14 protein-coding genes are annotated in these 14,225 nt (G+C 32.3%); all 14 read left to right on the top strand.

Going from position 1 to position 14,225, the window contains the following annotated elements:
* The first annotated feature begins 85 nt into the window (after positions 1–85).
* The 14 genes from MKY94_RS14945 (at position 86) to MKY94_RS14880 (ending at position 14,196) form a co-directional block, all read left to right on the top strand.
* Complete coding sequence (locus MKY94_RS14945; RefSeq protein WP_340863572.1) at positions 86–550, top strand: SAM-dependent methyltransferase; 465 nt, start codon at positions 86–88, stop codon at positions 548–550.
* A gap of 65 nt (positions 551–615) precedes the next feature.
* On the top strand, positions 616–966 hold the full coding sequence (locus tag MKY94_RS14940; RefSeq protein ID WP_342577295.1) for a VOC family protein: 351 nt from the start codon (positions 616–618) through the stop codon (positions 964–966).
* 62 nt (positions 967–1,028) lie between these two features.
* Complete coding sequence (locus tag MKY94_RS14935; protein ID WP_144538689.1) at positions 1,029–1,517, top strand: MgtC/SapB family protein; 489 nt, start codon at positions 1,029–1,031, stop codon at positions 1,515–1,517.
* Positions 1,518–2,006: 489 nt separating this feature from the next.
* Complete coding sequence (locus MKY94_RS14930) at positions 2,007–2,588, top strand: sugar transferase (RefSeq protein WP_225216140.1); 582 nt, start codon at positions 2,007–2,009, stop codon at positions 2,586–2,588.
* A 50-nt stretch (positions 2,589–2,638) separates the two neighbouring features.
* The gene (locus MKY94_RS14925) at positions 2,639–3,397 is read left to right on the top strand and encodes a Wzz/FepE/Etk N-terminal domain-containing protein (protein ID WP_191697701.1); all 759 of its coding nucleotides are present in this window, start codon (positions 2,639–2,641) and stop codon (positions 3,395–3,397) included.
* Positions 3,366–4,058, top strand: coding sequence for a CpsD/CapB family tyrosine-protein kinase (locus tag MKY94_RS14920; RefSeq protein WP_191697699.1), 693 nt, complete (start codon positions 3,366–3,368; stop codon positions 4,056–4,058). Before MKY94_RS14925 ends, MKY94_RS14920 begins: the two co-directional genes overlap by 32 nt.
* 93 nt (positions 4,059–4,151) lie before the next feature.
* A complete protein-coding gene (locus MKY94_RS14915) occupies positions 4,152–5,189 on the top strand; it encodes a glycosyltransferase (protein ID WP_144538680.1) in 1,038 nt (345 codons plus the stop codon).
* Positions 5,158–6,507, top strand: coding sequence for a hypothetical protein (locus tag MKY94_RS14910; protein ID WP_342577293.1), 1,350 nt, complete (start codon positions 5,158–5,160; stop codon positions 6,505–6,507). Before MKY94_RS14915 ends, MKY94_RS14910 begins: the two co-directional genes overlap by 32 nt.
* 51 nt (positions 6,508–6,558) lie before the next feature.
* Entirely contained in the window at positions 6,559–8,067 is a 1,509-nt protein-coding gene (gene murJ / locus MKY94_RS14905; protein ID WP_144539160.1) for a murein biosynthesis integral membrane protein MurJ, read from the top strand.
* The gene (locus tag MKY94_RS14900; RefSeq protein WP_154310172.1) at positions 8,055–9,764 is read left to right on the top strand and encodes a GNAT family N-acetyltransferase; all 1,710 of its coding nucleotides are present in this window, start codon (positions 8,055–8,057) and stop codon (positions 9,762–9,764) included. Before murJ ends, MKY94_RS14900 begins: the two co-directional genes overlap by 13 nt.
* A gap of 27 nt (positions 9,765–9,791) precedes the next feature.
* Complete coding sequence (locus MKY94_RS14895; RefSeq protein WP_154310174.1) at positions 9,792–10,889, top strand: glycosyltransferase family 4 protein; 1,098 nt, start codon at positions 9,792–9,794, stop codon at positions 10,887–10,889.
* A 144-nt stretch (positions 10,890–11,033) separates the two neighbouring features.
* Positions 11,034–12,446, top strand: coding sequence for a hypothetical protein (locus MKY94_RS14890; protein ID WP_191697696.1), 1,413 nt, complete (start codon positions 11,034–11,036; stop codon positions 12,444–12,446).
* Between the two features lie 24 nt (positions 12,447–12,470).
* Positions 12,471–13,205, top strand: coding sequence for a hypothetical protein (locus MKY94_RS14885; RefSeq protein WP_191697694.1), 735 nt, complete (start codon positions 12,471–12,473; stop codon positions 13,203–13,205).
* 34 nt (positions 13,206–13,239) lie between these two features.
* Positions 13,240–14,196: a polysaccharide deacetylase family protein gene (locus MKY94_RS14880; RefSeq protein ID WP_191697692.1), complete on the top strand. Its 957-nt coding sequence runs from the start codon at positions 13,240–13,242 to the stop codon at positions 14,194–14,196.
* Positions 14,197–14,225 lie beyond the last annotated feature (29 nt).

The following is a 14,225-nucleotide window of genomic DNA, read 5'->3' as shown; positions in this document are numbered from 1 at the left end:
TGAATTATCTATCACCTCATATAACAAATAAGTAATGTTTCGTTTAAGAATGATTTGCTATGCTTGTCTAAAGGGGGAGAATATTATGAATACATTTAACGTTAGTTCTATTGGAACGGTACATAACACTAGAAAAACTCCGGAGGATGATTATTGGGGTCAAGTAGTATCTGAGATAAGATTGAACAATGATTGGGACGTGACAAGTTTAGATGGTATTGACGCATTTAGTCATGTAGAGATTATTTTTTTATTTCACCTTGTATCAGACGATAAGATTCAATATACTGCTAGGCATCCGAGAAATAACACGGACTACCCGAAGGTTGGTATATTCGCGCAACGTGGTAAAAATCGTCCAAATAAAATAGGGCTTACTACTGTGGAACTCATTAAACGGGAGGGATTATCAATCTTTGTAAAAGGGTTGGATGCCATAGATGGAACTCCGGTTTTAGACATTAAGCCTGTCATGAACGAATTTCTTCCAAAGGGAGAGGTAAAACAGCCAAACTGGTCAGTTGACTTGATGTCGAATTATTGGGAGTAACTTAAAAGGAAATGAGCGTTCTTTCGCGAATAAAACATAAAATATCTTTTTGGGGAGGAGAAACTATGAGCTTAATTGAACGAATTGATACTGTCTGTTTAAAGGTCCGTGAGATTGAAAAGGCAAGTCGATGGTATAAGGAAATGTTAGGACTAGAGGAGCATTACAAGGAAGACCACTACGTTATTTTGAAAATTGGAGAGAGCAGTGTCCCATTGACGTTAGAAAAGGGAGAGCCGGCCGCACAAGATAATGCTACATATCCAATCTTCTTTTCTTCAAGCATTGATGAGACCCATCAGCTACTCTCGGCTCGTGGAGTCCGAGTGTCATCGATACAAAAGGATGGCCTTAATACTTATTTTGAGCTATATGATTTAGATGGCAACAAGTCACAGATCTGTTTTTGGGAATAAAGACTTTCCAAAGAGCAATATACTGTAGAATTAGACTAACCTGTTAAGGGAGGTAATGCTCAATGGATTTTATCACTTCATTATTTAACTCACATGTTGATCTGTACATTAGATTAGCTGTTGCAACGTTTATCGGATTGCTAATTGGCCTGGAGAGAGCTATTAAGCATAAGCCTGCCGGTATACGAACACATATTTTAGTTTGCTTAGGCTCTACATTAGCCATGAGCTTATCCACGTTAAACCAAGGGCCATACATGGACCCAATGCGTTTAGCTGCGCAAGTCATCAGTGGTATTGGGTTCCTTGGAGCAGGGGTTATTTGGGTAGACAAGGATAATGTAAAAAGAGGACTAACTACTGCAGCAAATCTTTGGATAACTGCTTGCGTTGGCTTAACGATAGGCTATGGCGCTTACGACTTAGCAATAATTACTGTTGTTTTTATGTTTGTAGCGATGAATCTACCTAAACTATTAGAGAAGATGGGTATGCTTCCACCAAGAGGAAAGGAAGTTGATGATAAAGATAGTGATAGCGATGGTGAATAATGAAAACAAAGAAAAATTTATTTACATAGAAATGTTTAAATTTTTCTCTCGTCTACCAATTAACATTATCTACTTTTATATCTTATCGTTTTCTTTGAGCTTTATTAAACAAGTACTCTATTGAAAGTTTTACTAATAATGGAAAAAACACCAGTTAAGAAACAACTGGTGTTTTTTTGTCGTGGATTTTCTCAAAACAATCATAAATTTTTGTTCTTTATTGCTTGTCTAAGTGAATATACTCTATTAAGAAAAATTATGAGGTCGAATTTCAAGAAACTTCAAAACAAAAGAGTTATTTAAGTGCTAGAAGGCAATTTATAAGCGTTTGATTAAGTATATTATTTTTGAATAATACTTTTAGTTTTTTTCATATATTTCTTTAGTATTAAAAATTAATCCAGAATGAATGTAAAAGAACTAGTACAGAATAATAATTATTTTTGAAAGGAGGAATCTGTAATTTATCAAAAATATGGAAAGCGATTATTGGATATTTTAGGAAGTTTTATTCTTCTAGTTATTCTCTCTCCATTTCTCTTAATTTTTTCTATAATTTCATATTTTGTCTCAGGTTTTCCTATATTTTTTTATCAGCTAAGGGGAGGACGACATGAACGGATTTTTTTAATATGGAAGTTTCGAACAATGGATTCATCAGATGTAGATTCTCCAGGTCATTCATATCAGTGGGGCTACGAAGTGCCTCAAAACTTTACATTTGAAAAGCCAGACCATATTAAAATAACGAAGGTGGGAATAATTTACAGGAAATATAGCATAGATGAATTGCCCCAATTATGGAATGTTTTAATTGGAGATATGAGCTTAGTTGGACCAAGGCCAGAAATGATTGAGATTACTACACATTATTCTCCTATACAAAAAAAACGCTTACTTATGAGACCGGGAATTACTGGATACGCTCAAATTCGAGGTAGGTCAACCATTACTCATGGTGAAAAACTAAAATATGATTTGTATTACGTAGAGAACTGTTCCTTTTTCTTAGATTTAAAAATATTAATAAATACATTTTGGATAGTTGTAACAGGAAAATGGTCCTCATAGTCAAAAGACGTAACTTAATTGATAGTTGTAAATAGAGGGAGTAGATAAACATGGATAAGGATATGAGTCTCAATGAGTTCTATCTACTGTTAAGGAAGAAAAGAATATTGTTAATAACAGTCTTTCTTTCATTTGTGCTAATAACAGGTGTTATTAGCTACTTTTTTCTAACACCTAAATATGAAGCTACAACTCAACTTCTTATTAATCAAAAAGAAAAAAGTAGTAACCGTTTAGAAACTCAAGATATTCAATCAAATTTACAAATTATAAATACTTATAATGTCATTATTAAAAGTCCTGTCATTTTAGATAAGGTTATAGAAAATCTATCTCTGTTAACGACATCTGATCTTCTTGCTGAAGAAATATCTGTAACGAATGAACAAAATTCTCAGGTATTAAATATTTCTGTTGAGCATGAAAAACTTAAAACAGCCGTAGCAACAGCCAATATGACTGCAGATGTATTTCAGGAAGAGATAAAAAAAATTATGAGCATTGATAATGTTACTATTTTATCTCCAGCACTAGAAAAGAAGAGTGTTAAGCCTATTAAGCCTAACCTACCATTAAATTTAATAATTGCTAGCATCCTAGGAGTTGTTTTCGGAATAGGCTTAGCTTATTTTTTCTACCTCATTAATACTACTGTCAAGACTGAAGAGGATATAGAAGAACTTATTGACTATCCCTTGCTGGGTATAGTTAGTCCAATAAATACAAATGTGATGGATGTTGTAGGAACACAAAGAAAGAGGAGGAGGAGGGAAAAAAGTGATCCAGAAAAAGACCATTCCGAAGGGTAAAAGACTAGTATTGAACTCTCAACTAAATTCAATAGTTGCTGAGCAGTTTCGTACCATAAGGGCAAATATTAAGTTTGCAATGAGAGATAGGGAATTTAAAACTCTTCTTATTACCTCTCCTTCTGTAGGTGAAGGAAAGTCGACAATAGCCTCCAATTTAGCTTTGATCTTTGCACAAGCAGGAAAAAAGGTATTGCTGGTAGATGCCGATTTAAGAAAACCGACAGTCCATTATACATTCAATAAACATATCTCCAAAGGACTAAGTTGTTTCCTGCGGAATGAGGAGAGCCTTCCAAGTATCATTAAGAATTCAGGTAAAGAGAATTTGGATTTAATAACCTGTGGTACTATTCCATCTAATCCAAACGAAATATTAGATTCAGCTGAAATGGATAATTTTATAAAAGAAACAAGGAAACTATACGATCTTATCATTTATGATGCTCCTCCAATACTTTCAGTTTCAGATGCGCAAATATTAGCCAATAAATGTGATGGGACATTAATAGTGATAAGTGCAGGTAAAACAGAAAAAAAGACCTTAAGCAAAGTAAAAGAAGCACTGGATAACTCTCAGGCAAAGGTTATAGGTATGATTTTGAACAATTACAAAATAGAAAAAGATCATTATTACTATCAGTATTACGGAGATAAGTAAACTAACCCTACTAGAAGTAACTTGTTTAATTGTTTTCAAAATAAATTTCTAACGTGAAGTGGCTCTTACTTTTAAAATACAGGGGGGGTTGAAATGAAAAAAAGAATATTACATGTATTAAGTTCTAATGATTTGGCTGGAGCAGAAAACGTAGCAATTGGAATTATCACCACTCTTTCAGATTCATATGAAAGTGCTTATGCTTCTCCGAGTGGGTTAATTGAAGACGTTCTACAAAACAGAGGTATTGAGCATGTAGAAATGAAACAACTATCTATACGGCAACTCAGAAAAATTATTAGAGAATGGAAACCCGATTTAATACATGCCCATGATTTTACTGCAACTATAAAATGTTCGTTAGCAACTTTTACTATTCCAGTTATATCCCATATTCATCAAAATCCACATTGGCTTCAATCTGTAAATAAATATTCTATCGTATTTTTTCTAGCATGCTTAAAAATACAAAAAATAGTTGTAGTATCTCCTATCATAAAAGAAACTTCATTTTTAAATAGATTTCCTTCTAGATGTATCTCAATAAAAAACATCGTAGATATAAATGCGATAAAGAAAAATGCCCTTTTAGTGGAGGATAAAGATTTTGATATAGCATTTATCGGTAGATATGAAGATATAAAAAATCCGCTTCGATTTATTGGTATATGTGAAAAGGTGATTGAAATAATTCCAAATCTTAGAGTAGTCATGCTAGGTGGCGGGTCTCTAGAGCAAGTATGTCAAAAAGTTATTTTACAAAGAAATTTGCAAAAAAATATTGAAATAAGAGGATTCCAAATGAATCCTTACCCAGCACTTTTACACTCTAAAGTTTTTGTAATGACATCCAAATCAGAAGGTTTGCCTATGGTTCTAATGGAAGCACTAGCTTTAAGTAAGCCTGTGATAGTGCCTCTTCTACCAGGCATAGACAATATAGTAGATGATTCATGCTCGTACATTTGTGAAAATGATTTTGAGTTTGTAGAGGCGATAATCATACTGTTAAATTCTGTAAAAGAATACCAAAGGTTAAAAAATGGTGCATATCAAAGAGCAGAAGAGTTAAGTGATATTGCTCAATTTAAATATCAACTTGGACAGGTATACAGTAGTGTTCTACAGTAGGCCACAATCTCAAATTACAAATTTTCTATTTAAAGACAGCTGGATGATTTTAGATGTTTTTTTTACTATTTTCTGTCTCATTGGTGACCAGCTGTTGAATAGTGGTCTTGGGATGTATGTACTTGTAATTTACTTTATTGCTCGTATATTATTCTCTACTATTGATCAAAACTTTTCTATATTAGTCTTTTTAATTCCTAATTTAGGGATAATGCATTTTACAGCAAGTACTGTGTCAATTCCTTCTTTGAACATTCTTATTTGTATATCTCTTGTTAAGCTAGTGATTAAATGCAGAAATATTGATATATCAAAATGGTATTTATTTTTTATTATTTTTATTATTTTTTATGAAGCATTACATTTATTTTCGTATAATTTAAAATCTATCTTTTTACTTTTTAGTTGGATAGGTGCAGTTTTATATGCTGCTTTGTACTTAATCTATTCAAAGAACACATATAATCATTTAAATACGATTAAGTACTTTCTTGTAGGGTTAGTTATTTCTATATTGTATGGAATTGTAGAGTTCTATCAGCTATACGGATCAATTTTGAATCAAAATGCGACGATTCGTTTTCGCGGCGGAGCTGGAGATTCTAATTATTTTTCTATGTATATTATGGTAGCCATGTTTTCGATGCTTCATCTTGTTTTAAGAGGAAAGGGTATAGGTAAAAAAATATTTTATCCCCTTCTATTTGTCTTTTTCGCAGGCTTTGGAATATTGAGTCTTTCTAGAATGTTCATATTGGTTGTTACGATAACTTTAATGTTCTTGCTCCTAAAACTTCTGCTTTCGCTTAGGAAGAGTAAGAAGTTAATCCATTTTATCGTAATGATTATTATCCTCACGACGATACTTTCTTTTTTTTATCATGAAGAAATTCTTTCTTTGTTAGATTTGCTTTTTTCAAGGTTTACAAATTATATTAATGACCCTGATGCTTTGACAAGTAATAGGAATATTATTGCCGAAAGTTACTTCACACTTATGAATTCAGATTGGAAGCTAATGGTTTTTGGTATGGGAATTCAGGATTACCATATAAGATCTGGAGTTTATCTTGAAACGCATAACATTCTTATAGAGCTATTTGTTGTATGGGGATTATTAGGCTTTATCATTTTCTTCCTGTTTATAACGGTGTTAACTGTCTTTGCCTCTTCCAAGAAGCTTAGAAGAACAGCGTTCATCAGCTGGCTGCCTCTTTTAGCTATGGGTATTAGTTATCTATCAATAAATGCACTATCAAATGAAAGCTTCTATTTATTATTACTATTTGCGATAAAAAATATCTACGAATATGAGTAGTGGTTGGATAAATATAAATTCTTGAGAAAAGAAGGAAATTCTATTGATAAGATGAAAAAGACAGCAGTATTTTTAATGATTATAGCAGTTTTATCAAAGGTCACAGGCTTTCTACGCGATATAACTTTATCTTATTTTTATGGAGCAACTGCTATTAGTGATGCGTATATCATTTCCATCACTATTACCTCTGTTTTGTTCAGTCTTATTATTGCAGGTATTTCGACTGCATATATACCTATGTATAAACAAATTGAACACGAGGACGGAAAGAGATCGGCATTGGGGTTTACTAATAATTTGATAAACATAGTTCTTATCATTACTACAGGAATAATAGTGATAGGTTTGCTATCTTCTAACCTACTTGTAAAAGTGTTTGCCTTAGGCTTCGATGGGGAGACATTGAAAATTGCAGTGATGTTCACTCGCATAGGCTTGATAGGGATATATTTTACTAGTCTAACTCAATTGTTTATAGGATATCTGCAAATAAACGAAAAATTTACTGCCTCAGCAATGGTAGGTTTACCATTCAATTTCATCATCATTTTGTCCATATATTTTAGCGTACATTCGAATATAGTTGTTTTAGCTATAGGAAGTGTTTTAGCTGCCTTTTTTCAAATGCTGTTTCTATTTCCTGCACTCAAGAAAACTAATTATAAATATGAGCGTATTGTAAGTATCTCAGATAAAAATATAAAAAAAATGGCTACTATTGTTTTTCCAGTAATGATTGGAATATCCATTGATCAAATAAACTTAATGGTTGATAAAACAATTGCATCCATGTTGGTAGAAGGCGGGATATCGGCGTTAACATATGCAAGTCGTTTAAATGATTTTGTTCAAGGGATTTTTGTACTCTCCTTTGTTACAGTTATGTTCCCTCTCATCTCAAAGATGGCGGCACAAGACAATCAAAAGGACTTTAAAAAGTCTATTAGTGAGGTAATATCCAGTGTAATAATTATTGTGGTTCCAGCTAGTGTTGGAATAATGATACTTGTTAATCCAATAATCAAAATATTATTTGGTCATGGACATTTTGATGGTCAAGCAGTGGAAATGACTTCTCATGCATTATTTTTTTATTGCATTGGAATGATTGGTTATGCAATTAGAGAAATTCTCAATAGAACATTTTATTCGTTACAGGATTCTAAAACGCCTATGTATAATGCTGCTATTGCAGTTGGATTAAATATAGTTCTTAATTTAATCCTTTCCAGATTTTTAGGCATAAGTGGTTTAGCGCTAGCTACGAGTATTTCAGCATTATTTTGCTCTTTTCTTTTAGTAATTCATCTGAGAAAAAAAATTGGACCTTTTGGTTTAAAGGAATGCCTCATTACTTTTGTAAAAGTATCTATTGCCGCAGGAGGTATGGGTGGGGTTGTCTATTTCTTAAATCAATCTTTAGTTATGGGTGAATTATTAAAACTATCTATTGTTGTATTAGTAGGGATAGTTATATATATATTACTGATCACTTTATTTAAAGTATCTGAAACAAAAACAATTATAAATTATATAAAAGAGAAATGGATCAATTAGAAGAAAGGATTGAGCTACTGAAAAACTTGGAGCTGCATACAATTGTCTCTTTTGAGGATTTGGCACTTGTTGAAAAGGAATGGACAAAGATACTAGATACTAAGCAAAACACAAATCCGTTTGTAGAATTTATGTGGATATATGAATGGTGGAAGCATCTGGGAGGAAGTGAAAATATTGAAATTTCCGTTGTAAAAGACAATGGAAAGATAGTAGCTATATTTCCTTTTCTATATACAAAAAAAGGTGCTTTGTATGAATACTCCTTTTTAGGTCTAGGTCAAGCAAATTATATGGAAATTATCGCTTTTAATAGAAAACTAGAAGCCCTTATTAGATTTGTAATTGACTCAATTATAGAAAAGAAAAAGCATGTAGTTTTTAAATTGCATGGCATACTTGAAAGCAGTGACACCTTTCGTGCGTTAAGTAACTTTCTGCAAAAAAATAATTATCCTCATACTAAACATCGTGTTATTACTCCATACATTAATTTAAAGAAAATTGAACTTGAAGAATATATGAAAAAGCGGAAAAAAATACACCGATTAGATAGAAGAGAAAAACGTATAAGGGAAAATGGGAATGTTGATGTATTAGTAACAGGGCCAGATAAAATGGAAGAAATATTTGATATTCATCATAAGAGATGGAAAAAGAAACATGATACGAGTCGTTTTACTTATAAACAAGAAAGAGAGTTTTATAAGAGTTTAGCCACTCGAACTACTGGAGATTGTCAAACTGAGATAGATGGCCTTTACTTGGATGGTAAAATGATTGCCTTTAACTATGGATACCGATGCAGAGGAAGATATATCAGCTATGTACTAGGATTTGATGATGATTACGATGTATTTAGTCCAGGTAGAATTCTAGAAAAAGAAAAAATCCTTCAATGTAGTGAACGGGACATAACAGTTTTCGATTTAAGTATTGGATATGAAACGTATAAATTTGAGTGGAATACAGATGTGGATCATACGACTAAAATGATTTTTTCATCTAGTACACTATTAAGTCGAATGTACAGGAGAATATTATCGGGTAAAGAAGGTTTAATCTCAACAGTAAAATTAAACCAAAAGATAGTGTTATTTAAAAGAAACAAGCTAGGTAAAGCTGTATACATCATAAAAAATATTTTCCGTAAAGGTGAAGCAAAAGAAGCTAGGAAAATAATATTAGAATTTCTTGCAATGCAATTTAAAAAAATATTCCATATGAAAAGTTACTATATATATGAAATACCAAGAAAAGATGTAAAAGCTAGAGATGGAATTAAGTCATATACGGAACTTACTATAAAGGATTCAACTTCTAAATACTCTATATTTCAGCCATTTATGAGAGATATTTGTACAAAAATTTATGGAGGAAGTAAAGGGTTTTATGATAGTGAAGAGGTTAAATACGAGAATGTTATTTGGTTAAACGAAAAGGTATTTCGTATAGATGAGATATCCTATTTGAAGGACTTTAGAAAAAGCTCTATTTCAATAGAAAATTGGAAAATAGAAAATATAGCGGATATTTGTTCCTATATAAAAAAGAAAAGTAATGTGAATAAGCTATTCGTTTTTGTTAAACGACGAGAAAAAAAGAAAATAGCAGAGCTAGAAAAACACGGTTTCATATTAAAAGAGAAGATTGTTAAAAGAACTGTTTTCGGTGTTACTAAGATGATGATTACTTAAATAACCCTATGTAGAAGAGGGAGATAAATGCGCATTGTTCAATTGATAACCCATATGAATGAGCTTGGAGGAGCCCAAGTCCACGTACGGGATTTATCTAGACAGCTTATAACTGATGGTCATGAGGTTACTATAATGTCGGGTGGTGAAGAAACTACCGATTCGGATTTAGTTGTAGATGGTATTGCATATGTTCGAACAAAGTTTTTAAGGAGAAATATTAACCTATGGAAAGATGTTCAGGCTATCTTGGAGATTAGGAAAAAGCTAAAGGAACTTAGTCCAGATATCGTCGCTATTCATTCGTCTAAAGCTGGTATATTAGGAAGAATTGCTTGTTGGTCTCTGCGGCTTCCGTTTGTTTTTACAGCACACGGTTGGGCATTTGCTGAAGGGGTTGAAACAAGAAAAAAAATGTTTTATAGATTGATTGAAAAACAAGTTGGAAAATTATCACGCACTGTTATAACTGTGTGTGAACAAGATCGCCTGTTAGCCATAAATAATGGAGTACTTCCTTCGGAAAAACTAGTAACAATTACAAACGGAGTGCATGATAACAGCATTTTAAGTAATAGGACCAAAAAGGATGAAGTAGTAATAGTAATGGTTGCACGTTTTGAAGCCCCCAAAAAACATCTAGATGTAATAAAAGCTTTAGCTCAAATAAAAGACCTGCAATGGAAAATGATTTTTGTAGGGGATGGATCATTAAAGCAAGAAGTAATGTTAGCAACTGTAGAAAATGAGCTAGATAATAGAGTCTTTTTTTTAGGTAATTGCTCTGATGTCTCTTCTGTATTGAAAAACTCTGACCTGTTTGTGCTCACTTCTTCGTGGGAGGGATTACCATTAAGTATATTAGAAGCTATGATGCACAGTCTTCCTGTGATTTCTTCAGACGTAGGGGGTGTAAAAGAGGCGGTTTCTAATAACAAAAATGGATTTCTTATTAAGGACAATCTCTCGGACCTTTTAAAAAGATTGATCGAAGATGAGGAACTACGATTAAGAATGGGGAAAAAAAGCAGAAATATTTACTTAGAATCTTTTACGTTTTCAATTATGTATGAAAAAACGTGTTCAGTTTATCATAAAGTGATTAATAAAAAAGAACTACTATAACGTAGGAGGCTGTATATGAAAAACGACTCCGTCACAGTAAAAACGCTTATTGCTCTTACTGGAGAAGTTTTCTATGACAAAAGCATAATCATATAGTTTTTTTACTGACGATTTGGTTTAAATAAAAAAAGAAAGGAGTTTTATTTGGAACTTTTCGTTATAAAAAGTCCTATGCAATTGCAGATGTATAAGAAGGAATGGTCCTCCATTCTAGAATTAAACCACAATACTAACCATTTTTTTGAATATGAATTTTTTATAAATTGGTGGAAGAACAAAGCTTTTAACCATAATGTAACAGTATTTGGTATTAAGGAAAATTTAAAAGTAATAGCTTTTTTTCCTTTTAATATATCAATAAAATATAAAATACCTATTTATCAAATGTTATCTCTTCCTGGAATATGTAAATTAGATTTTATAGTACAGCATTCTAATCTAGATAGAGTGCTTATGTTTTTGATGGATAAATTAATAGAGACTCATAAACATGCTGTGTTTCATTTTACAGAAATGAGCGAAATTCTTTTCTTAAAGCTTTCTGCATATTTAAAAGCTCGAAATTTACTGAGTAAAGTAACTGTGAGCTTGAATGCCCCCATCATAGATGAGGGAAATAATATATTAGGAATAGAAAGATTACAAGAACTAGGTAATGTGGCTATTGATGAAATTTCCTATTCTCAATATAAGGAATTCATTTGTAAATCTAGAGAGCCTTTCTGCTTTTCTTCTTCTTACGATCTTACTTTTTTAGAAAATTTATCACAGGAGCTCAAAATAGCTGCACTGGAATTGAAAGTGGTTACTGTAGCAATTGAGAAGGAAATTGTCGCTTTTTCCTTTGTATTGAACTGTAGAGGGACTTATGAAGAATACGCATATGGCTTTCACCCAGATTTTACTATTTACGAACTTGAAAAGGTACTAAGCCATCACATAAAAGTCGCTAATAATAGTTTAATACATTCATCTTCATCTAATAGTATTATAGTTTCGACTAAAACTTTAAAGGCAAGGTACACCAAAATAATCTTTTTCTTAAAGAAAAAACAATTAGCAAGAAAAAAGGTTGCATTCAAAAAGAGTAAATCTCTTAGTGTAAGAAAATATAAATACCTTTTAGCGAGGCTTACTGATACTCAAGTAAAGGCAGTAAGTGATTTTAAAGGTGTGACTAATATAGATATACTGACTTCAGAAAATAATAGAAGGGAGTCGCTGGAGAAGGCTTTTAGGAAAAGCAAAGGTTATTATTCAATCGATCCTTCTAAGGCATTTTGGGTAAATGAAAATTTTATCTTTAATGAAGATACGGTTTTTCTCAAGGAATTACCAGCAAGGTCCGTATATTTAGGTTCGTGGAATAGACAAGAACTTGAAAAACAACTCTCTTTTATACAAAAGATCTATCTTCCAAATAATATCTATGTATTGGTGGATTTTACAGATAAGGCGAGTCAAGAAAAGCTAAAATTATTTGGTTTTCAAATTATTGAGAGATTAAAGCTGGACCAGGCTAATAGTGCACACAAGATGAGAAGAAAAGTAAAATAAAGAGAAGGTGCCTTTATAATTGTTTTGGAAAGAAAATTTTTGTTTTTTAAAATGCACAGCTACTATTTTTCTGAAAAAAATCAAGAGTTGCAATCAAGCAAAGATATTGAAGGGTTTTCTCATTCCACCTTTTCATCGGGACTTTCAAAGGTGGAAACAAGCTGTATTGATTTAACAAGAGAGGAAGAATTATTATTCTTTGATTTAAGATCTAGCAATAGAAAACAAATTAGAAGAGCAATGAATAGGGAATTTATAATAGAAGAATTAGATAATCCCACAATTAGAGACATATATGATTTCCAGAGGTTTTATAATGCATTTGCTAAAACTAAGGATACCTATTCTTGTAATGCTTTTCATATAAATACAATGAAAAGACTTAGAGATCAGAATGCTTTAGTTATTACAAAAATATTAAATAGCGATAAAGAAACTCTATGTTATCGTGTATATATTTCTGATGGTGAAAACGTGCTGTCGCTATACTCCGCTTCTTATTATAAGGAATTTAAAAGCGCAATAGAAAAAAGAATGTTAAGTGAAGCAAGTAGATATTTGCTGTGGCATAATATCCTTTACTTTAAAAGGTCTAATCATAAACGTTATGACATGGGTGGGCTTACGGACAATGAAAATATACGAAACTTTAAGCTAGAATTCGGAGGGGATATCGTAGAAGTATATTCAGGTTATAAGGCAAAATCCTCTGTTGGTAAGATAGTTTTGTGGGGAAGAAATTTATATATGAGGAGGTGAAGAGAAACTGGGTGTTCTTGTAATTTCTTTAGACATGGAGATGAATTGGGGAGTACATGACGTTCTTTCATTGGAAAAGTATAAGGGAAATTTATTAGGGTCTCGGATTGCCATTCCTAGAATGCTGCAGTTGTTTAATGATTATGAGATCCACGCTACTTGGGCGATTGTTGGGATGCTATATTGTAAAAATAAAAAAGAGCTGTTACAAAGACTGGATAATTTAGATCTCCCATATGAACAAGAGGAATTTTCTCCTAAACACATATTATCCTATGTTGGAGAGGAGGAGAGTGTAGACCCTTACCACTACGCAGGTTCATTGATTGAAGTTATTAAGACAGCTCCAAATCAAGAAATCGCGACACATACATTTTCTCATTATTACTGTTTAGAATCTGGACAAAGTATTAAAAACTTTGAAAAGGATTTAGAGAACGTGGCAGAACTACAGGAGGGTGTTACTTCTTTAGTATTTCCCAGAAACCAAACAAATGAAGAGTATTTGAAAGTTTGTAAAATGTACGGTATCAGTGCCTATAGAGGAAATGAAGATAGCTGGATCTATAGGCCATATACAAGCAAAACTAATTTGCCGATTAAGAGAGCAATGCGTCTGCTAGACGCCTATATTATGGTGACTGGTCACCATACTTACAGTATAAATAGTATAAAGGCAACTTCCGTTTTAAATATAAAATCTAGTAGATTTCTGCGTCCATACAACAAAAAACTTCGTGTATTAGAAGGGCTAAGACTAGAAAGAATAAAAAAAGGATTAACGGAAGCAGCAAGGGAAGATAAGGTGTTTCATCTCTGGTGGCATCCACATAACTTCGGAAAAAATATAGAAGAAAACCTACGCTTTTTAGAGGAAATCTTAAAGCATGTAGAATTTTTGAGGGATAGATATGGTTTTGAATCCCTAAATATGAAAGAGGTAGCAGATAAATTCTTAGATGAAAAAAGAGAAGTGGATAGTAACACCTAGTACTCCATCCCCAAAATTTCAAGTAACTA

The organism is Psychrobacillus sp. FSL K6-2843, from assembly GCF_038626375.1.
In the GTDB taxonomy this organism is placed as follows: Bacteria; Bacillota; Bacilli; order Bacillales_A; family Planococcaceae; genus Psychrobacillus; species Psychrobacillus faecigallinarum.
Note: the sequence above shows the minus strand (reverse complement) of the source record. Positions and strands in the feature narration are given on the sequence as shown.